This window comes from Pseudomonas sp. AC463 (genome assembly GCF_979253585.1).
On record NZ_CEEDDZ010000003.1, the window covers coordinates 150668 to 175555 of the forward strand.

Genomic DNA, 24888 nt, shown 5'->3' on the forward strand with positions numbered 1-24888 from the left:
ACGCTGATCCTACGGAAGGCCTGCGCGTATTTGTCGCACTCCCCAAGTGGCCGCTGGATTAAGGATCCACCTGGCCCATCAGCTCCGGAATGCTTTCCGGCCGTTTTGCATAGCGTTGCGCCAGCGCTGCACAGACCATCAGCTGGATCTGGTGAAACAGCATCAACGGCAAAATCAGCACACCCATGCTCGCCCCGGCAAACAGCACCTGGGCCATCGGCACGCCGGTGGCCAGGCTTTTCTTCGAGCCGCAGAACAGAATCGTGATGCGGTCTTCCTGGTTAAAGCCGAACGCCTTGCCCAGCACGGTAGACGCCACCAGCACCAGGGCCAGCAACACGCAGCAGGCCACAACCAGCCCGCCCAGCTCCCACAGCGGGATCTGGTGCCAGATGCCTTCGTTGACCGCTTCGCTGAACGCACCGTAGACCACCAGCAGAATCGAGCCCTGGTCGACGAACTTGAGCCAGGACTTGTTACGCCCTACCCACGCGCCGATCCAGCGCCGCGCGATCTGCCCGGCGATAAACGGCAGCAGCAGTTGCACGCTGATTTTCAGGATCGCATCCACGGTGGAACCGCCCTCACCGTGCACATTCAGCAGCAAGGTCACCAGCAGCGGCGTCAAGAAGATCCCGAACAGGCTGGACGCCGCCGCACTGCAAATGGCCGCCGGGATGTTGCCGCGCGCCAGCGACGTAAAGGCAATCGCCGATTGCACCGTGGCCGGCAAGGCGCACAGGTAGAGCATGCCCATGTACAGGTCTTTGCCGATCAGCGGCGACAGCACCGGCTTGAACGCCAGGCCCAGCAGCGGGAACAGCACGAAGGTCAGGCTGAACACCAGCAGGTGCAGGCGCCAATGGCCGGCGCCGGCGACGATGGCCTGGCGCGACAGCTTGGCGCCGTGCAGGAAAAACAGCAGCGCAATCGCCAGGTTGGTCACCCAGCCGAAGGCCACGGCGGTCTGGCCGCTGGCGGGCAGCAGGGAGGCGAGGATCACCGTGGCGATCAGCGTCAGGGTGAAGTTGTCGGGCAGAAAACGCGGGCGGGTCATAAGCAAATCTTCCAGGGGTTGCCAAGAGCATCGTCACGACTCTAACGTAACGGCTTGTTACCGACTAACGCCAATGAGCCAGTAAATGCCGCCTAAAGGACATGACAAGGCCGTGCGCCGCAGTGTGCCCGGGCTTTCCAGCCTGCCGCGCCCGGTGTATGGGCGCACCGAATCGCTGCCTAATCGCGCCCTCACCCGTCGGCACAGCCACCCGTGGGTGCAATTGTCCTACGCGATTTCCGGGGTGCTGGAGATCCAGACCAGCGTCGGCCGCTTCGTCGCGCCGCCGCAACGCGCGGTGTGGATTCCGGCCGGCATGCCGCACCGGGTGTACAGCTCGCCGCACACCGAGATGCGCAGCCTGTACCTCGATTGCAGCGTCACCGCCTGGGCGACCGAGGCGTGCCATGTACTGGAAGTCAGCAGCCTGTTGCGCGAGTTGATCCGCAGCTTCAGCGAGCTGCCGGTGGAATACGCCGAGGACGGGCCGGACGGCAGGCTCGCCCAGGTGGTGCTCGACCAGCTCGCCGCCGCGCCGCAGGTGGATTTGATGCTGCCCTTGCCGCTGGACCCGCGCTTGCGCCAGATCTACCGCAGCCTGAATTTGCACCCGGAGCAGCAGACCACGCTGGGGCAGTGGAGCCAGAAGCTGGGCGTCAGCGAGAAAACCCTGAGCCGGTTGTTCCTCAGTGACACCGGGTTGACCTTCCGGGCCTGGCGCCAGCGCCTGCGCCTGCTCACCGCCCTGCCCGCCCTGGAGCAAGGCGAACGGGTGACGGATGTGGCATTGGGGTGTGGGTATGAATCGACGTCGGCGTTTATCAATGCGTTTCGTCAGCAGTTTGATGCGACGCCGGGTGAGTTCTTCCGCTGACCTCACAGACGATGAAGATCCAAATGTGGGAGGGGGCTTGCCCCCGATTAGGGTGTGTCAGCTGAGAAATCTATAACTGAAACACTGCTATCGGGGGCAAGCCCCCTCCCACATTTTAACTGTGTGATTCTTTAGATTTTGGCCTTGGCCAATATCGCCTGGAGCAACACATCCGCCCCCGCCGTCGACCATTCCGGGGAAATCTCTTCCGCCTCGTTATGGCTCAGCCCATCCACACACGGCACAAAGATCATCGCCGTCGGCGCCACCTGGTTCAGGTAGCAGGCGTCATGCCCGGCGCCGGAAATCATCCGCCGATGGCTGTAGCCCAACGCCTCAGCCGATGCGCGCACCACCTCCACGCAGTCCGGGTCAAAGGCAATCGGCGCGTACTGGAATATCTGCTTCACGCTGTGCTGCAGGCCGATGCCCGCGGCGATGCGCGCCACGGCGTCGCGCAGTTGCTGGTCCTGGCGCGCCAGCACGACCTCGTCCGGGTGGCGGAACTCCACGCTGAAAAACACCCGCCCCGGCACCACGTTGCGCGAGTTGGGGAAGATGTTCGCCATGCCCACCGTGGCCCGACCTTCGGCGCCCTGCTCCAGGCCCAGGCCGTTCACGGCCTCGACCACCCGCGCAAAACCCAGCAGCGCATCCAGGCGATGGTCCATCGGTGTGGTGCCGGCGTGGGCGCTGCGGCCGCTCAATTCCACTTCATACCAACGCTGGCCCTGGGCACCGGTGACCACGCCGATAGTTAGGCCTTGGGCCTCCAGGATCGGGCCTTGCTCGATATGCAGTTCAAACGCCGCATGCACGGCCTGGCCGCCGACCGGCTCGGGGCCGGCATAGCCTATCTGCTGCAAGGCCTCACCAATGGTCACGCCGGTTTTGTCGGCGCGGGACAGGCCGTATTCAAGGTCGAACACACCGGCATACACGCCGGAGGAAATCATCGCCGGGGCAAAACGCGAGCCTTCTTCGTTGGTCCAGTTGACCACTTCGATAGGGCGCTCGGTTTCGATGCCAAGGTCGTTAAGGGTGCGCAGTACTTCCAAGCCGGCGAGCACGCCATAAATGCCGTCGTACTTGCCGCCGAAGGGCTGCGAGTCGCCATGGGAGCCGGTGAGCACCGGGGCCAGATGGTCCTGGCGACCGGCGCGGCGCGCGAAGATATTGCCCATGGCGTCCACGCGAATGCTGCAACCGGCCGCCTCGCACCACTGCACGAACAGGTCGCGGCCACGGCGGTCTTCGTCGGTAAGCGCCAGGCGCGACACGCCGCCCTTTTCGGTAGCGCCGATCTGCGCCATTTCCATCAGCGAATCCCACAGGCGTTCACCATTCACCCGTGCCAGGTTATTCATGGGGTTTGGCCCGATAGCGGAAGTCACAGCGGTGGTCGCCGCCCATGATGGTCTGGGTGCGGGTCAGTTCGATGTCCGGGTTGTAGCCGACGATAAACAGCTCGTCACGATTGCAGGACAACAGGTGGCCGATCTCGCCCAGGCCCATCTCGGTGTACATCTCGGCGTAGCGGCAGCGCTTGACGTCATAGTCATAGCGCTCGGCATCGCTGGCGATGATGTCGATTTTGAGCGCGTCGTCCTGCTCCCACAGCACTTGCAGTTCGACAAAACTCTTGAGGTCGGCGCCCTGCTCTTCCAGCGCGGCAAAATGCTTGCCGGCCTGGATCGCCGCATTGCCCACGGCTTCGCCAATCACCGCAGCGGCAAATTCCTTGCCCTGCTCGCGCTTCAAGATCTCGTAGATCGGCTTGATGATTTCGGCTTCGATGCGCCGCCGGGCGAGGATGCCCAGTTCACCTTCCAGTTTGCTCATTGTGTGCCTCCATCAGCTCCACAGAATCGGGTGCCCTGCAGGGCACCCGACAGATGTTTACTTGCCGCCCGCCACGCTCACCGGCTGCCACTGGTTGGCCTTGACCTGATAAACGGTGAACGACGGTTTTTTCAAGTTGCCTTCGGCATCAAACGCAATGGTGCCCGTCACGCCCGGGTAGCTGATGGCGCGCAGCACCGGCAGGTACTTTTGCGGGTCGACGGAGTCGGCCTTTTCGATGGCCGCCACCAGCACGCCGACGCCGTCATAGGCGAATGGCGCATGCAGTTCAATGTTGGTCTTGTAGCGTTCTTTATAGGCCTGTTCGAACACCTTGCCACCCGGCATTTGCGCAACGGCCAGGCCCGGTTCCAGGGCAATCACGCCCTCGCCTTCGTTCTGCGCCAGTTGCAGGAAGGTCTGGCTGACAAACCCACCGGCGCCCATCAACGGTGCCTTGATCCCCAACTGTTTGATGCGCCGCGCCAGCGGTGCGGCCTGGGCGTCGACGCCGCCGAAGAAGATCAGGTCCGGGTTCTGGCTGCGGATATTGGTGAGCACGGCGCTGAAGTCGATGGTCTTGTCGTCCACGTATTCGCGCGCAACCACCTTGGCGCCGCCGGCTTCGATGGATTTGACGAACTGGTCCGCCAGGCCCTGGCCGAACGCGGTGCGGTCGTCGATCACGGCGATGCGCTGGGCCTTCAAGGTGTTCAGCGCGTAGGCGCCGGCGACCTGACCGCCATCGTCGTCATGGCCCATGATGCGAAAACTGGTGTCGAAACCCTGCTGGGTGTAGGCATGCCCGGTGGCCACCGGCGCGACCTGGGCAATCCCGGCGTCGTGGTAGACCCGCGCAGCCGGGATGCTGGTGCCGGTGTTCCAGTGGCCGACCACGCCGACCACGCCTTCATCCACCAACCGCTGGGCGACGGTGACGGCGGTGCGCGGGTCGGACTGGTCGTCTTCCGAGACCAGCTTGAACGTCACCGCCTCGCCGTTGATTTTTGGGTGCTTGGCGTTGGCCTGGTCGATGGCCAGTTGCGCGCCGTTTTCCAGGTCTTTGCCGATACGGGCCGAGGGGCCAGTCAGCGGGCCGGCCAGGCCGATCAGCACGGTCTGGTCAGCCTGGGCCACGGCGCTCGCGAGGCTGCTGAGGGCCAGGCCGATCAATGCGGTGTTCTTGAAAGTCTTCATCAGTGTTTCCTGCTAATTTTCAGGCGGGTCGGAACACGCCGGGCGTCCGGTAGCGTCATGTATTTATTCGCCGAGGTACGCACTGCGCACCTCTGGGTGTTCAAGCAAATCTGCGGAGGGACCCGTGAGGCTGATGCGCCCGGTGTCCATCACGTAAGCGCGGTCGGTCACTTGCAGCGCCAGCCGCGCGTTCTGTTCCACCAGCAACAGGGTCATGCCCTGGCGGCACACGTCGTCGATCACCTGGAAAATCTTCTCCACCATGATCGGCGCCAGGCCCATGGACGGCTCATCGAGGATCAGCAAGCGCGGGCGTGACAGCAGCGCGCGGGCCAGGGCGAGCATTTGTTGCTCGCCGCCGGAAAGCAGGCCGGCGGACTGCTGCAGGCGTTCTTCCAGGCGCGGGAAGTGCTCGAACAGCTGGCGCATTTCGCGTTGCACCTGGGCGTTATCACGGCGCAAAAATGCGCCGGCCTGGAGGTTTTCCAGCACGCTCATGCGCGCAAAAATCCCGCGGCCTTCCGGCACCATGGCGATGCCCTGGCGCAGCAGTTGGTCCGGCGCCTGGCCGCGCACCGAGCGGCCGGCAAAACGGATCTCGCCAGCGGCCGCCGGCAGCAGGCCGGTCAAGGCCTTGAGGCTCGAGGTCTTGCCGGCACCGTTGGCGCCGATCAGCGTGACGCGCTCGCCTTCCTCGATATGCAGGTCGAGGGATCTGACCGCTTCGATGGCGCCGTAGCGCACCTGCAAACCGTCGACTTTCAATAGCGGTTCAGACATGCGCACTGGCTCCCAGGTAGGCCTGGATCACCGCCGGATGCTGGCGCACCTCGGCCGGCGGCCCCACGGCGATGACTTGGCCGTAATCGAGCACGCTGATGCGGTCGCACACCCCCATCACCAGCTTTACGTCGTGCTCGATCAGCAGCAGGGTGTGGCCGTCGTCGCGGATCTTTTCCAGCAGGCTGCGCAGTTGCACTTTCTCGCTGGCGTTCATGCCGGCCGCCGGCTCATCCAGCGCCAGCAAGCGCGGTTCGGTAGCCAGGGCGCGGGCGATTTCCAGGCGACGCTGGTGGCCGTAGCTCAGACTGTCGGCGCGGTAGTCGGCGAAACCGGCGAGACCCACATACGCCAACAAACGATGGGCATGCGCGCGGGTTTGTGCCTCTTCATCACGGGCGCGGCGATGCCGGCTCAAGGCAGCCCACAGGCCGTTGCGCGTGCGCACGTGGCGCCCGACCATGACGTTTTCCAACGCGCTCATGGCATTGAACAGGCGGATATTCTGGAAGGTGCGCGCAATACCGGCGGCGGCCACCTGGTGCACGCTGGTCGGCTGGTACTCACGGCCATCGAGCTGAAAGCGCCCGGAATCCGGGGTGTAGAGGCCGGTCATCAGATTAAAGAAGGTGGTCTTGCCCGCGCCGTTGGGCCCGATCAGCCCGTAGATTTCGCCGGGCTGGATGCTCAGGCTGACGTCGGTCAGCGCCGCCACGCCACCGAAGTGTTTGTTGACCGAATCGATCTGCAACAAAGGTGCGTTCATCGTGCCACTCCTTTGGGCCACAGCCCGGCGGGTCGATAGAGCATCGCCAGGATCAGCGCCAGGCCGTAGAACAACTGACGAATGATTTCCGGGTCCACCAGCACCTGGCCGAACAGCGCCTGCTGCAACGGGCCCATGCTCGCGCGCAGCGCTTCGGGCAACGCCGCCAGCAGCACACAGCCGAGAATCACGCCGGGGATATGACCCATGCCGCCCAGCACCACCATCGCCAGTACCGCGATGGATTCATTGAGGGTGAAAGACTCCGGCGAAACAAAACCCTGGAACGAGGCGAACAGCGCGCCGCTCACGCCGCCGAACGCGGCGCCAATCGCAAACGCCAGCAGCTTGAGGCGCACGGTATTCACGCCCATGGCCTGGGCCGCGTCTTCGTCTTCGCGGATCGCCACCCAGGCGCGGCCGATGCGCGAACGCTGCAGGCGAATGCAGGCGAACAGGATCAACACCACCAGCGCGGCGAACAGGTAGTAATAGAGGTACACCGACGGCAGGCGCAGGCCGAACAGCTCCTGGGTGCGGCCCAGGTTCACGCCGAGCAGGCTGACCGGATCGACCTGGGAAATGCCCTTGGGGCCATTGGTGATATTCACCGGGCGGTCGAGGTTGCGCAGCAGGATGCGGATGATCTCGCCAAATCCCAGGGTGACGATGGCCAGGTAGTCGCCGCGCAGACGCAGGGTTGGCGCGCCCAGCACCACACCGCAGCCGGCCGCCAGCAGTGCGCCGAGCGGCAAAATCAGCCAGATCGAGGTGTGCATGCCCGCCGGCAGCAACGCCGCCAGGGCCGGAAACTGTTGCAGCAGATGGGGCGACGACAGCAACGCGGCCAGGTAGGCGCCCACGGCGTAGAACGCGATAAAGCCCATGTCCAGCAGCCCGGCGTAGCCGACCACAATATTCAGGCCGAGGGCGAGCATGATGTACAGCAGGGCAAAATCCAGGGTACGCACCCAGGTGTTGCCGCCGGCATACCCGACGATCCACGGCGCCAGCACCAGCGCTACGGCGAACAGCAGCAGGCCAAGCGTCGCGCGCTTATTCGGGGTAAGAGACTTGATCATGCGCGGCTCGCCAAACGTTCGCCCAGCAGCCCCGAGGGCCGAAACACCAGCACCGCGATCAACACGATAAAGGCGAACACATCCTGGTAATTGCTGCCGAACACGCCGTTGGTGGCAGCGCCCAGGTAGCCGGTGCCCAGGGCTTCGATCAACCCGAGCAGCAGGCCGCCGAGCATCGCACCCTTGAGGTTGCCGATACCGCCCAACACGGCGGCGGTGAAGGCTTTGATGCCCGGCAGAAAGCCCATGTAGAAGTGCGCGCTGCCGTAGTTGCTGGCCATCATCACCCCGGCGAGTGCCGCCAGGGCGCCGCCGATGGCAAAGGTGGTGACGATAATGCGGTTGGGGTTGATGCCCATCAGGCTGGCGACTTGCGGGTTCTCCGCCACGGCACGCATGGCCCGGCCGAAGCGCGTGCGCTCCACCAGCACCAGCAGCGCGACCATCACGGCCAGGGCGATGGCGATGGTGGTCAACGCCGTGGCGTTGGTGATCGCCGGGTGCGCCGAGGCACCGGCCAGCACTTCAATCGGCTCCAGGGGCAACAGCTGCGGGAACATTTGCGGGTTGCGGGTCCACACCAGCATGGCCAGGGTTTGCAGCAGCAGCGACACGCCGATCCCGCTGATCAATGGCGCCAGGCGCGGCGCATGGCGCAGGCGGCGATAAGCCACGCGTTCGATCACCACTGCCAGCAGCGCACAAAACGCCATGGCCACCAACGTGGCAATCAGCAACGCCAGCACCGGCGGGAGTGCCGGCCATGTCGCTTGCACCAGGCGAATCACCGACAGGCCCACCAGCGCGCCGATCATCAACACATCGCCATGGGCAAAGTTGATGATGCGCAAAATGCCGTAGACCATGGTGTAACCCAGGGCCACCAGCGCGTAGAGACTGCCCGTCATCAAGCCGTTGAGCAGTTGTTGGATAAAGCCATCCATCAGGAGCATAAACCTCAGTGCGTACAGGGGCGGCACACTAAGCATCTATTCTGTTTTTATCAAATATCAGAAAGTCATATGGATATACCAAAGCGATAACAGGTTATTTATGCCGTAAATTCGGCACTTATGGCTCTTTATCTGGATTAAAACTTGGTATTTAATTCAATACATGAATAAATCAGAACAGTTAGCCAATGACCCGCCACTGCGTGCAGTGCGCACCTTCGAAGCCTTTGCACGCCATGGCGGGGTGAATGCCGCCGCGCGTGAACTGGACGTGTCGGCCTCGGCCATCAGCCATCAACTGCATTTGCTGGAAGACTTTCTGCAGCAGCCGCTGACCTTGCGCCAGGGCCGCAACCTGGTGCTCACCGACGAGGGCCGCGAGTACTACCGCGCGATCCGCTCGGCCTTTGCCGTGCTGCGCAGCGCCACCGAACATGTGCGCGAGAAAAGCGCCACGCGCCAGGTCACCATCAGCCTGATCCCGCTGTTTGGCATCAACCTGTTTATCCCGCGCCTGGCGAGTTTCCTGAAGGACCACCCGGCGCTGGACATCAACGTGACCTACGCCAACCACCGCAGCTACCCCAGCGATGCGGCCGACCTGTCGATCCGCTTCGGCACCGGGCACTGGCCGGGTTATCACAGCGAGCCGCTGATTTGCGGCGCGGTAACGCCCTACTGCAGCCGCGCGTTCCTGGCGCAACACGGGCCCATCGACACGCCCCAGGCGCTAAGCGAACTGCCGCTGCTGCACGACGAGGAACGCGGCACCTGGGGCCAATGGTTCGAGGCCGCCGAAGTCGACGCCACGGCGCTGAATGGTTTGCTGCTGGAAGATGGCCAACTGGCACTCACCGCCACCCTCACCGGCCTCGGCTGCGCCTTGCTGCGCGAGCCGCTGGTAGCGCCGCATGTGGCCAGTGGCGAGTTGGTGAAGCTGTTTGATCTGCAGGTCAATGATGGCCGCCAGTACTACCTGTGCCGGCGGGCCAACAGTGAATTGTCGAGCGAGGGAAATGACTTGTATGACTGGATCAAGCGCAGTTTGATCGAGGGGTGAAAGTCCACAGTAAATCTCAATGATTATGGAGATCAAAATGTGGGACGGGGCTTGCCCCCTCCCACATTTGATTTTGGTTTACAGGTTAGCTGCCGTTGCCCGCGTGGGCCTCTTCAAAGAAGTAGTCCTTCCAGCTCGCCGCCTTGTTTTTCAGCACGCCCAGTTCCTGCAATTTCTCGGCGTAGATAAAGGTACGCTGCGGCACGATGGTGAAGTCGATTTCCGGGTCCTGGACGATTTTTTCCACCAGGTCCAACGGCAACTTCGACTGTTCTACGCGGATATATGCCTTGGCCGCCGCGGGCTTGTCGGCCTTGATGATCTTCTCGGCCTCAGCCAGCGCGTCATAGAACGCCTTGTAGGTCTTGGGGTTTTCGTCGTGGAATTTCTGCGTGGTGTACAGCACGTTGAAGGTCGCCTGCCCGCCGAGGATGTCATAGGAACTGAGCACCTTGTGCACGTTAGGATTCAACAGCTCCTGGTACTGGAATGGCGGGCTGGAAAAGTGCGAGTTGATCTCCGAACCGCCGGCAATCAGCGCCGCCGTGGCGTCGGGGTGGGCCAGGCTGATGGAGATATCATCAAACTTCTTGTAGTTGGCATCGCCGAACTGCTTGGCGGTTTCGATCTGCAAGGTACGCGACTGGAAGCCCACACCCGCCGCCGGCACGGCGATGCGGTCTTTCTCGGTGAAGTCCTGCAAGGTCTTGACCTTGGGGTTGTTGGTCAGCAGGTAGTTGGGCATCGAGCCGAGGGAGGCGATGGCCTTGACGTTCTGCTTGCCCTTGGTACGGTCCCACAGGGTCAGCATCGGCGGCACACCGGCCGAGACCACATCCAGGGCGCCGGCCAGCAACGATTCGTTCATGGCGGTGGCGCCGGAAATGCTGTTCCATTCCACCTGGATATCCAGGCCCTGTTCCTTGCCATGCTTTTCGATCAGGTGCTGGTCGCGCACCACATCGAGAATCAGGTAGCCGATGCCGAATTGTTGGGCGATGCTGATCTTGCCTTCGGCCTGGGCGCCCAGGCTGAGCAAGGCACTGGCGGCGGCCAGCAGAATGAGTGAGGAACGCTTGAAAGTCATGGGGGATCTGCCGCGTTTTCGGGAAGGTGATGGAGCGTAGCGGCGGTTTTTAAGACAGCAAAAGAATATCGGGATCTATTGTTATGCAAATAATCCCCAAACCGGCGCGCGGCTGGTATCGTGCCGCGCTTTGAAAAACTGCCACACACTGCGAGGAAATGGACGTTGAACACTGACGACAAAATGACCGGGGACCTGTTCGAGGTGGATAAGCGCCTGTCACTCAAACCCGTGGTGGACTTCAACACCTACCTGCGCAGCGCCTTCGGCGACGGCCCGTGCACCTGCATCCGCTGCACTGCCAGCGGCGGCGACGAAACCGGCTATGAGTTCCAGCACACGTTCAACTTCGACGGCAAACCCACCCACCGCCGCTTCGCCACCACGGCGGGCAGCGATGTGTTGATGGTATTGAAGAAGGCGTGGTTGTCCTACACCAAGGCCGAGTTGCCGCTCAGCGGTGTGCTGGCACTGGAAACGCTGAAGGAGTTTATCGAGCCGCAACTGCACAAACGCCTGGCACCGCTGTTTCGGGCCAGTGGCTTGGTCAAGGATGTGGACGGTGAGTTGCTGCTGCAGCCGCAGGCGGCGTGATCAGCCTTCAGTAGCCCACACCCCGCACACCACCGGAAGCCCGAATCGATTCCCCGGTGACCCAATGGGCGTCTTCGGACGCCAGGAAGACCGCCAGCGGCGCGATATCCTCGGGCTCGCCAAAGCGCCCCAGCGGCGTGCCGGCGATCAGTGACTGGCCGAATTCGCCGGCAAAGTTGCCATCGGTCGCCGGCGTGTTGGTGTGGCCCGGCAAGATCGAGTTGACCCGAATCCCCCGCCCGCCCAGTTCACGGGCCAAGGCGAAGGTCAAGGTGTCCACCGCGCCCTTGGTGGCCGAGTAGATACTGGACGCCAGGTAGGGGTCGGTACTCAGGATCGAACTGAGGTGGACATGGCCCGACCCGACGGGCGCCTGACGCAGATCCGCCGTGCCACCGAGTGGATTCGCCAGCACTACACCGAACCGTTTCGCGTGGAACCGCTGGCGGCCATGAGCGACATGAGCGTGGCGGCGTTCTACCGGCATTTCAAAGCCATCACCGCGATGACGCCCATCCAGTACCAGAAGCGCCTGCGCCTGTTGCGGGCGCGCTGGTTGCTGCTGTTCGACACCCTGGACGCGGCCTCGGTGGCCTTCAGCGTGGGCTATGAAAGTGCTTCGCAGTTCAGCCGAGAATACGCGCGGCTGTTCGGCCTGCCGCCGGTGAAGGACATGGCACGGTTCAAGGTTCCGGCCTGACGACCGGGCCGTTGCTCCCAAGGGTTAAAAATCAATGATCCGCGTGCCGCCAATCGTCTGGGCAAACCCCACGCCGAACAGCTTGGCCGGGGTTTCAAAGCCGGGCCGGCGTTCGCCGCCGAGCACACGACGCGCGGCTTCCACGGCGGCAATCGGGGTGAAGCTATAGCCATTTACGGTTTCGATCACTGAGCGCGCGAGCGTGCCGTCTGCGCCGGTAACTTCAGCCACGGCGCGGGCGGGATGGGCGTCACGCTGGGCCTGGCTGGGGCCGTCGGGCAGTAATGAAAGGTCGCCTTCGGGGAAGGCTTCGCCGCTGATGTGCACGAACATGGCGATATCCGGGATGCCGCTGGAATGCCACGCGGTGACCAGGTCGCCGAAGGACAACGGCGCACACAGCACCGCGCCGTCGCCGAAGTCCAGGTGTTGCGGTTGCGCGTCCGGCGTGGCGACCAGCTCGCCGTCGATGCGCGCGATCACGCCGGCGCCGATGATTTCGCCGACACTCATGGCCGAGCCGCGGGACATCGCGCCCGGCACCTGCAAGGCGATTTTCACCGAGCGTGGCTGCTGCACGCGGCGGGCGACGTGCATCACCAGGCAGTCGGTGGGCACCACGTCCCAGCCGACGCCGGGCAGCAGCATCACCCCTGCCTCGGCGCCGAGTTGCTCGGCCAGGCGGTACACATTGATTTCGGCGGTGATGTCCAAATAATCGGTGCCGCTGGCGATGCAGGCGCGCATCAACGGCTCGGCGGTATGGGCGAACGGCCCGGCAAAGTTGAGCAGCACGTCGATATCCGCCAGGTGGCTGGCCGCTTGGGCGTCCGCGGTGAATACGCGGTATGCCGCGTTCAGTTCCGTGGCGAGAGCCGCCAGGCGCGTGGCATTGCGGCCAGCGATCACCAGGTCCAGGCCGAGTGTTTTTGCGTGTACCGCCGCCATGCGCCCGGTGTAGCCGGTGGCGCCGTAGATCATCAATTTTTTCATGGGGTGTGCTGCCAGTTCTTGTAGACGAATTCGAGGCTGTAGCCGTCCGGGTCAAGGACGTTGGCCGCGTAGTAGTTGGGGTCGTAATGCAGGCGTGCGCCGGGTGCGCCGTTGTCGGTGGCGCCGTTTTCCAGCGCGGCGGCGTAGGCCTTTTCGACCTCCAAACGACTGTTGGCGACAAAGCCCACATGCACCGCCTGCCCTTGCACCACGCCTTCGCGCAACCAGAAGAACATGCGCCCGTGGGCGCCAAAGCCTTTCAGGTCCGGGTGGCCGGGTGGGCCGTCCTTGCCGGCGTAATCGAGCCGTGCGGTGATGCCCAATGGCGTCAGCGTGGCGTCGTAGAAGCGGACGGAGCGCGCAATGTCGCTGACCGAGAGAAACAGGTGATCGAGCATGGAGTGGCCTCGCGATTCAGATGATATAGCCGCCAGCGACTTCGATCGTTTGCGCATTGATCCAGCTGCCCTCTTCCGACAGCAGCATGGCAATTACCCGCGCCACGTCGTGCGGTTCGCCTACACGACCGAGGGCGGTTTGCCCGGCCAGCAAGGCTTCGAACTCATCGTTCAGGCCGCCGCCCAGTTCGGTACGGATCGCACCGGGGGACACCGCGTTGGCGCGAATACGCCGTTCGCCGAACTCCTTGGCCATGTAGCGGGTGAGCACGTCGAGCCCGCCCTTGAAGGCCGCATAGGGCGCCACGCCTGCCGTCGCCACACGGGTGGTGGCGCTGGTGAGGTTGACGATGCTGGCGTGCGCTTCCAACAGTGGCAACAGGGTTTGGGTGAGGAAAAACGGGCCCTTGAGGTGCACGTTGAACAGGCCGTCGAATTGCGCTTCGGTCACCGCTTCCAGCGGGTTGAACAACCCGTAGCCAGCGTTGTTGACCAGGCCGCTCAAGGTCTCTACGCCCCAGGTGGAGCGCAGGGTTTGCACCACAGTGTCGCGAAACGCGGTAAAGCTGCTGACCGCAGCCACATCCAGTTGCAGTGCGACGGCCTTGCCGCCAGCGGCTTCGATCTGCTGGACCACCGCCTGTGCGGCGTCGGGGTTGCGGTTGTAGGTCAGAATCACGCCATGCCCCTGGCGAGCACACAACTCGGCGGTACTGGCGCCGATGCCGCGGCTGCCTCCGGTGATCACGATAACGCTCATGGCCTGCTCCACTGCTGAAAAGTTGAGTGGCTACAGTAGCCATCGCCCTACCCGGCCACGCAGCCGTTCCTACTGCAATCCTGCCTGTTTCTGCTTTTTGCTTGCGCTGGGTTCGCAGGAAGGCACAGCATGGCCGCCATGAATACTCAATTGATCGAACTGCGCGCCTTGGCCGCCAAGGCCGAAAACCGCCGCACCGAGACCGGGATCCCGCGCGTGGCGATGGTCCAGGGGAAGATTCCCGAGCATCTGCTCGCGGCCGTGTACGACCCGATGATCAACCTGATCCTGCAGGGCAGCAAATCGCTCACCGTGGGCGACCGCACATTGCACTACGATCCGGCGACGTATTTTGTGATGTCCATCGAGTTGCCCGCCGTGGGCGTGGTGAACCCGGCGAGCACGGGCGAGCCGTACCTGGCGGTCAGCCTGACCCTGGACCCGACGGTGCTGACCACCCTGCTCAATGACTTGCCCGCGCCCAATGGACGGTGCGAGCAGGAAGCCGGGTTTTCAGTGGCGGCGGTAACGCCGGCCTTGATGGATGCCTGGGTGCGCATGCTGCGCCTGATCGGCGACCCGGTGGCGATTGCCGCGCTGGCGCCGGCCTATGAACGGGAAATCCTCTACCACGTGCTGCAAGGCCCGCACGGCTGGATGTTGCGCGAGATTGCCGCACCGGACACTGCCATGGCGCGCGTGAGCCAGGCCATCCAGTGGATTCGCCGCGACTTTGCCCAGCCGATCCGCGTGGAAGCATTGGCCCAGAAGGCGGCGATGAGTGTTTCGGCGTTTCACCGGCACTTCAAGGCGGTGACCAACCTGAGCCCGTTGCAGTATCAGAAGCGCGTGCGTTTGCTACAGGCGCGCACGTTGATGGTGGCCAGCGCGAGCAGCGTGACCAGTGCGGCGTTTGAGGTAGGGTATGAAAGCGCGACCCAGTTCAGCCGCGATTATGCGCGGGTGTTCGGGTTGCCGCCGGCCCGCGATACCGCGCGGATTCTCGCGCAGAGCAAAGGACTCGCCGGATAAATTCCGGATATAGCCACAGCGATGTGGGAGGGGCTTCCCCCCTCCCACAGTTTCTACCGATTGCGATTACTTACGCGCCGCCTCCCACTGCTTGAGCAGGTCGTTGTAGTTCACGGTTTCACCCTTCGGCTTCTCGTTCGCCAGTTTCGGCTTAGGCGCGCCCGGCTGGTCGAACCAGTATTGCGCGTCCCGCTCGGGGTTCATTTTCGGACCGCAGACCGGTTGCACCTTGGAGCGTTCCAGGCGCGTCATGATTGCGTCCTGCTCCTTGGCCAGGTTGTCCAGCGCCTGTTGCGGGGTTTTCTCGCCGCTGGCGGCAGCGGCGATGTTGCTCCACCACAGTTGCGCCAGGCGTGGGTAGTCCGGCACGTTGGTGCCGGTCGGCGACCATTCGGTGCGCGCCGGGCTGCGGTAGAACTCCACCAGGCCACCGAGTTTGGGTGCCATGTCGGTCATGGCCTGTGAGTTGATGTCCGACTCACGAATTGGCGTCAGGCCGACGATGGTTTTCTTCAGCGACACGGTTTTCGAGGTCACGAACTGCGCGTACAGCCAGGCCGCGAGTTTCTGTTTCTCCGGCGTGGACTTGAGGAAGGTCCAGGAGCCTACGTCCTGATAGCCCTTCTTCATGCCCTTTTCCCAGTAAGGCCCTACAGGCGACGGCGCCATGCGCCATTTCGGGGTGCCGTCGGCATTTACTACCGGCAGGCCCGGTTTGACCATGTCGGCGGTAAACGCGGTGTACCAGAAGATCTGCTGGGCGATGTTGCCTTGGGACGGCACCGGGCCGGATTCGGAGAAGGTCATGCCCGCCGCTTCCGGTGGCGCGTAGGCTTTCATCCAATCGACGTATTTCTGCGTGGCAAATACAGCGGCCGGGCCGTTGGTGTCGCCGCCACGGGTAACGCTGGAACCCACCGGGTGGCAGTCCTCCACGCGAATGCCCCACTCGTCCACCGGCAAGCCGTTGGGCAGGCCCTTGTCGCCGCCACCGGCCATGGAGAACCAGGCATCGGTGAAGCGCCAGCCCAGGGACGGGTCTTTTTTGCCGTAGTCCATGTGCCCGTAGATGCGCTTGCCGTCGATTTCCTTGACGTCCTCGCTGAAAAATTTGGCGATGTCCTCATAGGCCGACCAGTTCACCGGCACGCCGAGTTCATAGCCGTATTTCTCCTTGAACTTGGCTTTCAGCTCCGGGCGCTCGAACCAGTCGGCGCGGAACCAGTAGAGGTTGGCGAACTGCTGGTCGGGCAACTGGTAGATCTTGCCGTCCGGCGCGGTGGTGAAGGAGATACCGATAAAGTCCTTGATATCCAGGGTTGGCGAGGTGAAGTTCTTGCCTTCGTTGGCCATCAGGTCGGTGATCGATTCGGTCTTGCCATAGCGAAAGTGCGTACCGATCAAGTCGGAATCGTTGACCCAGCCGTCATAGATGTTCTTGTCGGACTGCATCTGGGTTTGCAGCTTTTCCACCACGTCGCCTTCCTGCAACAGGTCGTGGGTCAGCTTGATCCCGGTGATTTCACTGAAGGCCTTGGCCAGCACCTTGGACTCGTATTCGTGGGTGGTGAGGGTTTCCGACACCACGTTGATCTTCATCCCACGGAACGGTTCCGACGCCTTGATAAACCACTTGAGTTCCTCAAGCTGCTGCTCGGCGGTGAGCGTGGACGGTTTGAATTCGCTGCCGATCCATTTTTTCGCGGCATCTTCATACGCATCGGCCCAGGCCGAAGCGCTCAAACCGCTGAGGGCCAGTACGGCAGCCAATGAAATGCTATGTCGCAGCTTATTGTTCTTATTCAACATAGAGACCTCCTGGTTGTTTATTCACAAGGGCACTAGCCCCAACGCATCACACTCAACAGCCATACCAGGGACAGCGCGGACGCCACCCAGATGCTCCAGTCGGTAACGCCGATCACCAGCAAATGCAGGTAGGCGCTGCCGAGAAGACCGATAAACAAACGATCACCACGGGTGGTGCTGATCGGAAGAAACCCACGCCGCGGGATGCTCGGCGAACGCAGTTCCCAGGTGGTCATGCCCGCCAGAATCAGCGCGATGCCGCCAAAGAACAGCGCGGTTGGGGTGGTCCAGGCCATCCATTCCATCATCGACTCCTCAGACCCGGCCCAGGGCAAAGCCCTTGGCCACGTGGTTACGAACAAACCAGATCACCAGCATGCCGGGAAGGATAGTCAACACCCCCGCCGCCGCCAGCACGCCCCAGTCAATACCCGACGCCGACACCGTGCGCGTCATCACCGCCGCAATCGGCTTGGCGTTCACCGAGGTCAGGGTGCGCGCCAGCAACAGCTCGACCCAGGAAAACATAAAGCAGAAAAACGCCGTGACACCGATGCCGGAGCCGATCAGCGGGATAAAAATCTTCACGAAGAACTTGGGGAACGAGTAGCCGTCGATGTAGGCGGTTTCGTCGATCTCCTTGGGCACGCCGGACATGAAGCCTTCCAGGATCCATACCGCCAACGGCACGTTGAACAGGCAATGGGCCAGAGCCACGGCGATGTGCGTGTCGAACAGGCCGATGGACGAATACAGCTGGAAAAACGGCAGCAAGAACACCGCCGGCGGCGCCATGCGGTTGGTCAGCAGCCAGAAGAACAGGTGCTTGTCACCGAGGAAACGGTAGCGCGAAAACGCGTAGGCCGCCGGCAACGCCACGCTCAGGGAGATCACCGTGTTCAGGCTCACGTAGTACAGCGAGTTGAGGTAACCGGTGTACCAGCTCGGGTCGGTGAAGATCACCTTGTAGTTGGCCAGGGTGAAATCCTGCGGAAACAGCGTCAGCCCGCCGAGGATTTCGGTGTTGCTCTTGAAGGACATGTTCAGCAGCCAGTAGATCGGCACCAGCAGGAACAGAATGTAGATCAGCAGCGGAATAACCTTGCGCTTGCTCATGTTGGCGGCCTCAGCGGTTGGCGTCGGAGTGGGTCATGGCGGTGTAGAACAGCCAGGACACCAACAGGATGATCAGGAAGTACACCAGCGAGAACGCCGCTGCCGGGCCCAGGTCGAATTGGCCTACGGCCATCTGGGTAAGGGTCTGACTGAGGAAGGTGGTGGCGTTACCCGGCCCGCCGCCGGTCAGTACGAAGGGCTCGGTGTAAATCATGAAGCTGTCCATGAAGCGCAGCATCACCGCGATCAGCAGCACGCTCTTCATCTTGGGCAACTGGATATGTCGGAACACCGCCCAGGCCGATGCGCGATCAATCCGCGCAGCCTGGTAGTACACATCCGGAATCGCCCGTAGGCCCGAATAGCACAGCAGCGCTACCAGGGAGGTCCAGTGCCATACATCCATGATCAACACGGTGACCCAGGCGTCTGCGGTATTGGCCGCGTAGTTGTAGCTGATGCCCAGCGCGTTGAGGCTGTAACCGAGCAAACCGATGTCGGCGCGGCCAAAGATCTGCCAGATGGTGCCCACCACGTTCCACGGAATCAGCAGCGGAATCGCCAGCACGATCAGCACCAGCGACGACCAGCGGCCTTTGGTCGGCATGGTCAGGGCGATGGCGATACCCAGCGGGATTTCGATCAGCAGCACACACGCCGAGTAGATGAACTGGCGCAGCAACGAGTCGTGCAGGCGTGGGTCGAGCAGCACCTGCTTGTACCAGTCAGCGCCGACAAAGTAGCGGCTGGACTGGTCGAAAATGTCCTGCACCGAGTAGTTAACGACGGTCATCATCGGGATCACCGCACTGAACGCCACCAGCAGGAACACCGGCAACACCAGCCACCAGGCCTTGTTGTTCTGCACCTTGTTCATGGCTGCACCTCCAGCAGGTAGTCGTCGGCGTAGACCATCAGCCATTGTGCGGGGAAGCTGATGCAGGCCTTGCCCTCGGGCACCGGCTTGTCTTCGGCCAGGCGCACTTTAAGAGTGGCGCCGTCCAGGTTCAGGGTCATGATCTTGTAGGTGCCAAGGTCTTCCAGATGCGTGACATCGGCTTGCAGCGCGTCAGGGTTGTACTCGTCCCACACGTGGATAAATTCCGGGCGGATGCCCACCTGCAATTTCTTGTACTCGGTGTTGGCAATGCGCTGCTGCAACGCCTCCGACAACGGCAGATGGGTGTCGGCAAACCGCACGCCACCGGCCTCGGCCTGCACCTCGATCAAATTCATCCCGGGGCTGCCGATGAAATAGCCGACAAAGGTATGGCTCGGCCGCTCGAACAGGTCGCGCGGTGTGCCGAACTGCACGATCTGCCCGCCGTACATCACCGCGATCTTGTCGGCGAAGGTGGAGGCTTCCAGTTGGTCGTGGGTGACGTAGACCATGGTGATATTGAATTGCTCATGGATCTGCTTGAGCTTGCGCCGCAGCTTCCACTTCAGGTGCGGGTCGATCACCGTCAGCGGCTCGTCGAAGAGGATCGCCGACACGTCATCGCGCACCAGGCCACGGCCCATGGAGACTTTCTGTTTTTCATCGGCGGTGAGGTTGCGCGCCTTTTTGCTCAGCAGGTTTTGCAGGTCAAGCACCTCGGCAATTTCCTGCACCTTGCTGTGAATTTTCGCCTCGGCCATGCCCTGGTTTCGCAGGGGGAAAGCCAGGTTGTCGAACACCGTCATGGTGTCGTACACCACCGGGAACTGGAACACCTGGGCGATGTTGCGTTTTTCCGGGGTGAGGTCGTTGACCACCTTGCTGTCGAACAGCACCTGGCCCTCGGACGGGCTGAGCAGGCCGGAGATGATGTTGAGCAAGGTCGACTTGCCGCAGCCCGACGGCCCGAGCAAGGCGTAGGCACCGCCCTGCTCCCACACGTGGTTCATTTCCCGAATCGCGTAGTCCTCAGGACCACTCGGCGTAGGGCTGTAGCTGTGCGCCAGGTTCTGCAAATGGATCTCGGCCATCAGGCAACCCTCGCGACACGGCGCCCGGGGGCCTGGACCAAACGGCCCTGGCCATCGAACACAAACAGTTTATGGGTGGGGATATACACGCGGATCGGCGCGTCGACGTCGTATTCGTGTACCCCCGGCAAATGCAGCACCAACAGGAAATGTTCGCTGCGCACATGCAGGAAGGTTTCCGAGCCGCTGATTTCGGCAACTTCCACGGTCACCGCCAGTTCCAGGTCGTCGTCGTTGCTGGGCACCAGGCTGATATGGCTGGGGCGCACGCCGAAACGGAACTCGCCTTCGCCGATCGGGCGCAGGTCGACGTTCAGCGGGAAGTGCACGAAGTTGGCAAAACTCACTTCATTGCCGCTGATTCGCCCCGGCATCAGGTTGATCGGCGGTTCGGAAAACAGCTCGGCAGCCAGCACCGTCTGCGGCTGGTGATAGACCTCGGCGGCCTTGCCGCTCTGGATCACCCGGCCTTCGTGGAGGATGGTGGTGGTGCCGCCCAGGGCCAACGCCTCGTTGGGCTCAGTGGTGGCGTAGATGGCGATGGTATGGCGCGCCTTGAACAGCTCGCGCATTTCCTGACGCAGTTCTTCGCGCAGTTTGTAGTCCAGGTTCACCAAAGGCTCGTCGAACAGGATCAACTCCGCATCCTTGACCAGCGCGCGGGCCATGGCCGTGCGTTGCTGCTGGCCACCGGACAGCTCCAGCGGGTGGCGCTGCAGGAACTTCTCGATGCGCAGCATCCTCGCGGTTTCCAGCACCTTGCTCTGGATCACCTCGTTGGACACACCGGCCTGGCGCAACGGCGAGGCGATGTTTTCGAACACGGTCATGGTCGGGTAGTTGATGAACTGCTGATACACCATCGACACGTTGCGCAGCCGCACCGGTTTGTGGGTGACATCCACGCCGTTCATCAGGATGCGCCCGCTGTCGGGCTTGTCCAGGCCGGCCATCAGGCGCATCAGACTGGTCTTGCCGGAGAGGGTGCGGCCGAGCAGCACGTTGAAGGAACCGGCTTCGAATCGCAGGGTGGCATCGTCGATCCAGGTTTGGCCTTCGACGACGCGGGAGACATTTTCCAGGGTCAATGACATGACACGACCTTTTTATTATTGGAATGAATCTGGCCAGTCGACAGAGCGAGTTTCGTGCCAAAAGCGGCAGGTGCTTGATCCACAAGGAAATGGACTACATGCGATGTTCAGGAGTGAACACAAATGAACAAGCCAGGCTGAACAACTGAACACTCAGGGGGTTGACAATGAACAGTGCTGAACAACACTTTATGGTCAATGGAGATCAAATGTGGGAGGGGGCTTGCCCCCGATGGCAGTGGTTCAGGTAATAAATTTGTATCTGACCCACCGCTATCGGGGGCAAGCCCCCTCCCACATTGGAATGATTTCCAGCAGCTAAATAAGCAATACCCAATAACAATAAAAACGCAGGTCACCCCATGGCCGAACCACTGGCTCACGACACCCTTATCCAGGAATCCTGGCGCCGTTGCCGCGCCTTTGGCCTGGACCACCAGAGCACGCCCAGCTTCGACCAACTGCCGGCCGAGGGCATCAGCCAGTTGTTGGAAAGCCAGCATTCGCTGGTGCAGACCACCCATCAGGAAGTGCTGCCCTACTACGAAAACATCCTGAGCAATTCCAACTGCCTGATCATGCTGGCCGACAACCAGGGCCAGGTGCTGACCAGTTGGGGCACCCAGCGTTTTATCGAGCCCAAGCTGGCCCGGGGGTTCAGTGCCGGCGCCAGCTGGATGGAGCGCGCCAGCGGCACCAATGCCATCGGCACCGCGCTGGCCTGCGCCCAGGCGGTGCATATCGAACACGACGAACATTTCCTCAAGGCCAACCGTTTCATGACCGGCTCGGCGGCGCCGATCTTCGATGCCCAGCGCGAGATCATTGCGGTGCTGGATGTGTCCAGCGACAGCTACCTGCCGCCCTCCCACACCCTGGGCATGGTCAAGATGATGAGCCAGACCGTGGAAAACCGGCTGATCCTCAACCTGTTTCGCGGTGAACACTTCCAGCTGACCTTCAACACCGGCCTGAGCAACCTCGACAGCCAGTGGGCCGGCCTGCTGATTTTTGACGACAGCGGCCAAGTGCTCTCGGCCAACCGTCGCGCCGACAACCTGCTGGGCATCAGTTTGTCGCGGGTGATGATCGACAGTCTGTTCAAGGTCTCGCTGTTGGAGTTGCTCAACCAGCCGGAGGGGCTGCCCTTCTCCCTGCAAGCGGCGGGTCGCAACCGGTTCCAGTGCCTGCTCAAACGGCCGAAGCAGATGCCGGTGCAGGCGCGGGTGTTCAGCGAACCAGTCGCGCCGAAGCCGATGGCGATTGGCCTGAAGACCTTGCACTTTGGCGATGTACGCGTGGAAAAAGCCGTGCGCCAGGCCGAGCGCCTGCTGGAGAAGGACATTCCGCTGCTGATCCATGGCGAAACCGGGGTGGGCAAGGAGGTGTTCGTCAAAGCCCTGCACCAGGCCAGTTCGCGCAGCCAGCAGGCGTTTATCGCGGTCAACTGTGCGGCGATTCCTGCGGAGCTGGTGGAATCGGAACTGTTCGGCTACGAAAAAGGTGCGTTCACCGGGGCCAATCAAAAAGGCAGCATCGGCCTGATCCGCAAGGCCGACAAAGGCACGCTGTTTCTCGATGAAATCGGCGATATGCCGCTGCCGACCCAGGCGCGTCTGTTACGCGTATTGCAGGAGCGTTGTGTGCAGCCAGTGGGCAGCAGCGAGTTGTTCGCGGTGGACTTGCGCATCATCTCGGCCACCAACCGTGCGCTGCGCGAGCTGGTGCAGTCCGGGCGTTTTCGCGAGGATCTGTATTACCGCATCGGCGGCCTGACCCTCGAGCTGCCGCCGCTGCGCGAGCGCACCGACAAGCAGGCGCTGTTCCAGCAACTCTGGCAGCAGCACCGCGAGCCGACCCAATGGGCCGGGCTCAGCGCCGAGGTGCTGGCGCTGTTCGAGCAGCACCCGTGGCCGGGCAATTTGCGTCAGGTCAGCAGCGTGTTGCAGGTGGCGCTGGCGATGGCCGAGGAGCAGCCGATCCGCCCGGAGCATCTGCCGGATGATTTTTTTGTGGACTTGAATGTGGCGCCGCCGCTGCCCGCCAGTGACTTCCTGGATGACAGCATTGACTTGAACCAGCGCCTGAAAGCGGCGGGCGGGAATATTTCCCACCTGGCGCGGGAGCTGGGGGTGAGCCGCAATACCCTGTACAAACGCCTGCGCCAGAACGAACCCTAGCGCGGCTTGACCACCACCAGCAGGTCGGTGAAGTACTCCACCTGGATCGGCAGGTTATCCGCCAGGGCCGCGAGCGCCGCCGCCGTGTCATCGAGCTTGAACACACCAGACACTCGCAGGTTCTGCAGGGCCTGGGGGTCGAAACGCACCAGGCCGTGGCGGTAGCTGGCCAGGGTTTGCAGCACCTCGCTCAGGGGTTGGTCGTCGACCTTGAGCAGGCCGCGCGTCCACGCGTCCGGGTCCAAATTGCCCGTGGCCTGCGCCGGGGTGGCGTGGCCGTGATCGAGAATGGAACGCTGGCCGGCCGCGACCTTGACCCCCGCCTCCGCGTCGCCTTTGACGGCCACGCTGGACTCGATCACCGTCACCACGGTGGTGCCGTCGGCCGCACGCTTGACCATATAGCGCGTGCCCAACGCGGTTGCGGTGCCCTGGTCGGTGCGCACCACGAACGGCCGTTGCGCATCCTTGGCCACCTCCACCCACAGCTCGCCCTGCAGCAACTCGATCACACGCTGGTGGCCGTCGAATTTCACGTCCACCGCCGAGTTGCTGTTGAGCTGCAACTGGCTGCCGTCTTCGAGGGCGACTTGGCGGCGTTCGCCGACGCCGGTGCGTTGGTCGGCCATCCATATGGGCAGGTGCTCAAGGCCCAGCCAACCGCACAGCAACACACCGAGCAAGCCCACCACCGGCGCAGTGCGCGAGCGTTGCGGGGCAAAGGCGCGGTTGAGGGCGATGCGGGCCGGTTGTGCGGGCAAGGTATCGAGGCTGCCCCACAGCGAACGCATGCGCTCGATGGCCACGGCGTGGCGCGGGTCGGCCTGGCACCAGGTGTCGAAGGCGCGGCGCTCGGCGTCGCTGACGTCTTCGTCGTGCAGGCGTGTCAGCCAATTCGCAGCTTGCTGGATGATCTGTTCGGAGTTCATGCCAGCGGGTCTGCCGCGTGCAGGCTGTGGTAGCAATGCACCAATGCGCTGGAAATATAGTTTTTGACGCTGCTGGGAGACACGCCCAGGCGCGTGGCGATTTCGCTGTAGGTGAGCCCGTCGAGGCGGCTGAGCAGGAAGGCTTCGCGCGCCTTGGCCGGCAGGCCGGCGAGCATTTCGGCGATGCGCTCCAGGGCTTGCAGGGCCACATGGATCGCGGCCGGGTCGGGCATGCCGGCGTCTTCGCACTGGATCACCAGGGCTTCCATATAGGCTTTTTCAATCCGGCGACGGCGAGCGCCATCGATCAACAAGCGCCCCGCCGTGGTCGCCAGAAATGCCCGGGGCTCCTTGATTTGTTGCGGTTCGGCCAGCATCAACACGCGGATAAACGCGTCGTGGGCCAGGTCGGCGGCATGCTGGGAACACCCGAGTTTTTTGCGCAGCCAGTTGTGCAACCAGCCGTGGTGCTCGCTGTACATCGCCGTAAGGGTCTGCTGACGCACTGAATCGCCCAGCGCGGCCGGAATGTCATGCATGCGCAAAAGTATCTCAAATGGGAAATATTACCAATTGCGCGAACAATGCCAGTAAAACGACGCAGGAGCAAGGGG

General features: G+C 62.6%; 26 protein-coding genes and 1 pseudogene. 6 read left to right on the top strand and 21 right to left on the bottom strand.

The genetic code is table 11. The features are described 5' to 3' along the window. Positions 1 to 58: 58 nt before the first annotated feature. Positions 59 to 1057: a bile acid:sodium symporter family protein gene (locus AC0IYH_RS04715; RefSeq protein WP_471833096.1), complete on the bottom strand. Its 999-nt coding sequence runs from the start codon at positions 1055 to 1057 to the stop codon at positions 59 to 61. Between the two features lie 85 nt (positions 1058 to 1142). Between AC0IYH_RS04715 and AC0IYH_RS04720 the strand changes: the two genes are divergently transcribed. Continuing rightward, positions 1143 to 1931, top strand: a complete 789-nt coding sequence (locus AC0IYH_RS04720; protein WP_122771781.1) for an AraC family transcriptional regulator — start codon at positions 1143 to 1145, stop codon at positions 1929 to 1931. Positions 1932 to 2062: 131 nt separating this feature from the next. On the opposite strand, the gene AC0IYH_RS04725 is transcribed toward AC0IYH_RS04720, so the two are convergent. From AC0IYH_RS04725 to AC0IYH_RS04755, 7 genes are all read right to left on the bottom strand, one after another. Beyond that, positions 2063 to 3298 (bottom strand): Zn-dependent hydrolase, encoded by a 1236-nt coding sequence (locus tag AC0IYH_RS04725; RefSeq protein WP_471833097.1) that lies wholly within the window; start codon positions 3296 to 3298, stop codon positions 2063 to 2065. Then, positions 3291 to 3773, bottom strand: a complete 483-nt coding sequence (locus AC0IYH_RS04730; protein ID WP_116629704.1) for an L-2-amino-thiazoline-4-carboxylic acid hydrolase — start codon at positions 3771 to 3773, stop codon at positions 3291 to 3293. Before AC0IYH_RS04730 ends, AC0IYH_RS04725 begins: the two co-directional genes overlap by 8 nt. Before the next feature lie 57 nt (positions 3774 to 3830). After that, on the bottom strand, positions 3831 to 4970 hold the full coding sequence (locus tag AC0IYH_RS04735) for a branched-chain amino acid ABC transporter substrate-binding protein (RefSeq protein WP_471833098.1): 1140 nt from the start codon (positions 4968 to 4970) through the stop codon (positions 3831 to 3833). Between the two features lie 63 nt (positions 4971 to 5033). Next, positions 5034 to 5750, bottom strand: coding sequence for an ABC transporter ATP-binding protein (locus AC0IYH_RS04740; protein ID WP_122771779.1), 717 nt, complete (start codon positions 5748 to 5750; stop codon positions 5034 to 5036). After that, a complete protein-coding gene (locus tag AC0IYH_RS04745; RefSeq protein WP_116629707.1) occupies positions 5743 to 6516 on the bottom strand; it encodes an ABC transporter ATP-binding protein in 774 nt (257 codons plus the stop codon). The genes AC0IYH_RS04740 and AC0IYH_RS04745 overlap by 8 nt, the downstream gene beginning before the upstream one ends. Then, positions 6513 to 7598: an ABC transporter permease subunit gene (locus AC0IYH_RS04750; protein ID WP_471833099.1), complete on the bottom strand. Its 1086-nt coding sequence runs from the start codon at positions 7596 to 7598 to the stop codon at positions 6513 to 6515. Before AC0IYH_RS04750 ends, AC0IYH_RS04745 begins: the two co-directional genes overlap by 4 nt. Beyond that, positions 7595 to 8542 carry a branched-chain amino acid ABC transporter permease gene (locus tag AC0IYH_RS04755; protein ID WP_471833232.1) on the bottom strand — a complete coding sequence of 316 codons (948 nt, stop codon included), beginning with the start codon at positions 8540 to 8542 and terminating at the stop codon, positions 7595 to 7597. The genes AC0IYH_RS04750 and AC0IYH_RS04755 overlap by 4 nt, the downstream gene beginning before the upstream one ends. 172 nt (positions 8543 to 8714) lie before the next feature. Here AC0IYH_RS04755 and AC0IYH_RS04760 point away from each other — a divergent pair, with 172 nt between their 5' ends. Further along, positions 8715 to 9611, top strand: coding sequence for a LysR substrate-binding domain-containing protein (locus tag AC0IYH_RS04760; protein ID WP_471833100.1), 897 nt, complete (start codon positions 8715 to 8717; stop codon positions 9609 to 9611). Between the two features lie 85 nt (positions 9612 to 9696). Here the strand turns inward: AC0IYH_RS04760 and AC0IYH_RS04765 are convergent, their stop codons facing one another. Continuing rightward, positions 9697 to 10698, bottom strand: coding sequence for an ABC transporter substrate-binding protein (locus tag AC0IYH_RS04765; RefSeq protein WP_471833101.1), 1002 nt, complete (start codon positions 10696 to 10698; stop codon positions 9697 to 9699). 165 nt (positions 10699 to 10863) lie between these two features. Between AC0IYH_RS04765 and AC0IYH_RS04770 the strand changes: the two genes are divergently transcribed. Further along, entirely contained in the window at positions 10864 to 11292 is a 429-nt protein-coding gene (locus AC0IYH_RS04770) for a hypothetical protein (RefSeq protein WP_471833102.1), read from the top strand. A gap of 7 nt (positions 11293 to 11299) precedes the next feature. Here the strand turns inward: AC0IYH_RS04770 and AC0IYH_RS04775 are convergent, their stop codons facing one another. Continuing rightward, positions 11300 to 11707 (bottom strand): SDR family NAD(P)-dependent oxidoreductase, encoded by a 408-nt coding sequence (locus AC0IYH_RS04775; RefSeq protein WP_471833103.1) that lies wholly within the window; start codon positions 11705 to 11707, stop codon positions 11300 to 11302. Between AC0IYH_RS04775 and AC0IYH_RS04780 the strand changes: the two are divergent. Beyond that, positions 11642 to 11992: pseudogene (locus tag AC0IYH_RS04780) on the top strand (helix-turn-helix domain-containing protein); the annotation flags it as partial. The gene AC0IYH_RS04775 and the pseudogene AC0IYH_RS04780 sit on opposite strands and share 66 nt — an antisense overlap. A 24-nt stretch (positions 11993 to 12016) precedes the next feature. Here AC0IYH_RS04780 and AC0IYH_RS04785 read toward each other — a convergent pair. Genes AC0IYH_RS04785 through AC0IYH_RS04795 form a run of 3 tightly spaced genes read right to left on the bottom strand, consistent with a single transcriptional unit; the run spans position 12017 to position 14143 of the window. Next, entirely contained in the window at positions 12017 to 12985 is a 969-nt protein-coding gene (locus AC0IYH_RS04785) for a saccharopine dehydrogenase family protein (RefSeq protein ID WP_471833104.1), read from the bottom strand. Next, complete coding sequence (locus tag AC0IYH_RS04790; protein ID WP_122771774.1) at positions 12982 to 13383, bottom strand: VOC family protein; 402 nt, start codon at positions 13381 to 13383, stop codon at positions 12982 to 12984. The genes AC0IYH_RS04785 and AC0IYH_RS04790 overlap by 4 nt, the downstream gene beginning before the upstream one ends. A 16-nt stretch (positions 13384 to 13399) precedes the next feature. Next, the gene (locus tag AC0IYH_RS04795; RefSeq protein WP_471833105.1) at positions 13400 to 14143 is read right to left on the bottom strand and encodes an SDR family NAD(P)-dependent oxidoreductase; all 744 of its coding nucleotides are present in this window, start codon (positions 14141 to 14143) and stop codon (positions 13400 to 13402) included. Between the two features lie 138 nt (positions 14144 to 14281). Here AC0IYH_RS04795 and AC0IYH_RS04800 point away from each other — a divergent pair, with 138 nt between their 5' ends. Further along, a complete protein-coding gene (locus AC0IYH_RS04800; RefSeq protein WP_471833234.1) occupies positions 14282 to 15175 on the top strand; it encodes an AraC family transcriptional regulator in 894 nt (297 codons plus the stop codon). Between the two features lie 66 nt (positions 15176 to 15241). Here the strand turns inward: AC0IYH_RS04800 and AC0IYH_RS04805 are convergent, their stop codons facing one another. Genes AC0IYH_RS04805 through AC0IYH_RS04830 form a run of 6 tightly spaced genes read right to left on the bottom strand, consistent with a single transcriptional unit; the run spans position 15242 to position 21165 of the window. After that, complete coding sequence (locus tag AC0IYH_RS04805; protein WP_122771772.1) at positions 15242 to 16984, bottom strand: ABC transporter substrate-binding protein; 1743 nt, start codon at positions 16982 to 16984, stop codon at positions 15242 to 15244. Positions 16985 to 17016: 32 nt separating this feature from the next. After that, positions 17017 to 17289 carry a DUF2160 domain-containing protein gene (locus tag AC0IYH_RS04810; protein ID WP_003232363.1) on the bottom strand — a complete coding sequence of 91 codons (273 nt, stop codon included), beginning with the start codon at positions 17287 to 17289 and terminating at the stop codon, positions 17017 to 17019. Between the two features lie 10 nt (positions 17290 to 17299). Beyond that, complete coding sequence (locus tag AC0IYH_RS04815) at positions 17300 to 18100, bottom strand: carbohydrate ABC transporter permease (RefSeq protein ID WP_003174634.1); 801 nt, start codon at positions 18098 to 18100, stop codon at positions 17300 to 17302. Between the two features lie 10 nt (positions 18101 to 18110). Next, positions 18111 to 18977 (bottom strand): carbohydrate ABC transporter permease, encoded by an 867-nt coding sequence (locus tag AC0IYH_RS04820; protein ID WP_116629718.1) that lies wholly within the window; start codon positions 18975 to 18977, stop codon positions 18111 to 18113. Beyond that, positions 18974 to 20071, bottom strand: a complete 1098-nt coding sequence (locus AC0IYH_RS04825; protein ID WP_116629719.1) for an ABC transporter ATP-binding protein — start codon at positions 20069 to 20071, stop codon at positions 18974 to 18976. Before AC0IYH_RS04825 ends, AC0IYH_RS04820 begins: the two co-directional genes overlap by 4 nt. Then, positions 20071 to 21165 carry an ABC transporter ATP-binding protein gene (locus tag AC0IYH_RS04830; protein WP_116629720.1) on the bottom strand — a complete coding sequence of 365 codons (1095 nt, stop codon included), beginning with the start codon at positions 21163 to 21165 and terminating at the stop codon, positions 20071 to 20073. The genes AC0IYH_RS04825 and AC0IYH_RS04830 overlap by 1 nt, the downstream gene beginning before the upstream one ends. Before the next feature lie 362 nt (positions 21166 to 21527). On the opposite strand from AC0IYH_RS04830, the gene AC0IYH_RS04835 reads away from it, so the two are divergent. Continuing rightward, the gene (locus tag AC0IYH_RS04835) at positions 21528 to 23345 is read left to right on the top strand and encodes a sigma-54-dependent Fis family transcriptional regulator (protein ID WP_471833106.1); all 1818 of its coding nucleotides are present in this window, start codon (positions 21528 to 21530) and stop codon (positions 23343 to 23345) included. Here AC0IYH_RS04835 and AC0IYH_RS04840 read toward each other — a convergent pair. Further along, positions 23342 to 24274, bottom strand: coding sequence for a FecR family protein (locus tag AC0IYH_RS04840; protein WP_471833107.1), 933 nt, complete (start codon positions 24272 to 24274; stop codon positions 23342 to 23344). The two genes, AC0IYH_RS04835 and AC0IYH_RS04840, sit on opposite strands and share 4 nt — an antisense overlap. Next, positions 24271 to 24813 carry a sigma-70 family RNA polymerase sigma factor gene (locus AC0IYH_RS04845; RefSeq protein WP_116629723.1) on the bottom strand — a complete coding sequence of 181 codons (543 nt, stop codon included), beginning with the start codon at positions 24811 to 24813 and terminating at the stop codon, positions 24271 to 24273. Before AC0IYH_RS04845 ends, AC0IYH_RS04840 begins: the two co-directional genes overlap by 4 nt. Positions 24814 to 24888 lie beyond the last annotated feature (75 nt).

What these genes read in the sequence shown, in the direction of transcription:
- AC0IYH_RS04715 (WP_471833096.1), bottom strand. Translation starts at nt 1,057, where the DNA reads ATGACCCGCCCGCGTTTTCTGCCCGACAACTTCACCCTGACGCTGATC.
- AC0IYH_RS04720 (WP_122771781.1), top strand. Translation starts at nt 1,143, where the DNA reads ATGCCGCCTAAAGGACATGACAAGGCCGTGCGCCGCAGTGTGCCCGGG.
- AC0IYH_RS04725 (WP_471833097.1), bottom strand. Translation starts at nt 3,298, where the DNA reads ATGAATAACCTGGCACGGGTGAATGGTGAACGCCTGTGGGATTCGCTG.
- AC0IYH_RS04730 (WP_116629704.1), bottom strand. Translation starts at nt 3,773, where the DNA reads ATGAGCAAACTGGAAGGTGAACTGGGCATCCTCGCCCGGCGGCGCATC.
- AC0IYH_RS04735 (WP_471833098.1), bottom strand. Translation starts at nt 4,970, where the DNA reads ATGAAGACTTTCAAGAACACCGCATTGATCGGCCTGGCCCTCAGCAGC.
- AC0IYH_RS04740 (WP_122771779.1), bottom strand. Translation starts at nt 5,750, where the DNA reads ATGTCTGAACCGCTATTGAAAGTCGACGGTTTGCAGGTGCGCTACGGC.
- AC0IYH_RS04745 (WP_116629707.1), bottom strand. Translation starts at nt 6,516, where the DNA reads ATGAACGCACCTTTGTTGCAGATCGATTCGGTCAACAAACACTTCGGT.
- AC0IYH_RS04750 (WP_471833099.1), bottom strand. Translation starts at nt 7,598, where the DNA reads ATGATCAAGTCTCTTACCCCGAATAAGCGCGCGACGCTTGGCCTGCTG.
- AC0IYH_RS04755 (WP_471833232.1), bottom strand. Translation starts at nt 8,542, where the DNA reads ATGGATGGCTTTATCCAACAACTGCTCAACGGCTTGATGACGGGCAGT.
- AC0IYH_RS04760 (WP_471833100.1), top strand. Translation starts at nt 8,715, where the DNA reads ATGAATAAATCAGAACAGTTAGCCAATGACCCGCCACTGCGTGCAGTG.
- AC0IYH_RS04765 (WP_471833101.1), bottom strand. Translation starts at nt 10,698, where the DNA reads ATGACTTTCAAGCGTTCCTCACTCATTCTGCTGGCCGCCGCCAGTGCC.
- AC0IYH_RS04785 (WP_471833104.1), bottom strand. Translation starts at nt 12,985, where the DNA reads ATGAAAAAATTGATGATCTACGGCGCCACCGGCTACACCGGGCGCATG.
- AC0IYH_RS04790 (WP_122771774.1), bottom strand. Translation starts at nt 13,383, where the DNA reads ATGCTCGATCACCTGTTTCTCTCGGTCAGCGACATTGCGCGCTCCGTC.
- AC0IYH_RS04795 (WP_471833105.1), bottom strand. Translation starts at nt 14,143, where the DNA reads ATGAGCGTTATCGTGATCACCGGAGGCAGCCGCGGCATCGGCGCCAGT.
- AC0IYH_RS04800 (WP_471833234.1), top strand. Translation starts at nt 14,282, where the DNA reads ATGAATACTCAATTGATCGAACTGCGCGCCTTGGCCGCCAAGGCCGAA.
- AC0IYH_RS04805 (WP_122771772.1), bottom strand. Translation starts at nt 16,984, where the DNA reads ATGTTGAATAAGAACAATAAGCTGCGACATAGCATTTCATTGGCTGCC.
- AC0IYH_RS04810 (WP_003232363.1), bottom strand. Translation starts at nt 17,289, where the DNA reads ATGGAATGGATGGCCTGGACCACCCCAACCGCGCTGTTCTTTGGCGGC.
- AC0IYH_RS04815 (WP_003174634.1), bottom strand. Translation starts at nt 18,100, where the DNA reads ATGAGCAAGCGCAAGGTTATTCCGCTGCTGATCTACATTCTGTTCCTG.
- AC0IYH_RS04820 (WP_116629718.1), bottom strand. Translation starts at nt 18,977, where the DNA reads ATGAACAAGGTGCAGAACAACAAGGCCTGGTGGCTGGTGTTGCCGGTG.
- AC0IYH_RS04825 (WP_116629719.1), bottom strand. Translation starts at nt 20,071, where the DNA reads ATGGCCGAGATCCATTTGCAGAACCTGGCGCACAGCTACAGCCCTACG.
- AC0IYH_RS04830 (WP_116629720.1), bottom strand. Translation starts at nt 21,165, where the DNA reads ATGTCATTGACCCTGGAAAATGTCTCCCGCGTCGTCGAAGGCCAAACC.
- AC0IYH_RS04835 (WP_471833106.1), top strand. Translation starts at nt 21,528, where the DNA reads ATGGCCGAACCACTGGCTCACGACACCCTTATCCAGGAATCCTGGCGC.
- AC0IYH_RS04840 (WP_471833107.1), bottom strand. Translation starts at nt 24,274, where the DNA reads ATGAACTCCGAACAGATCATCCAGCAAGCTGCGAATTGGCTGACACGC.
- AC0IYH_RS04845 (WP_116629723.1), bottom strand. Translation starts at nt 24,813, where the DNA reads ATGCATGACATTCCGGCCGCGCTGGGCGATTCAGTGCGTCAGCAGACC.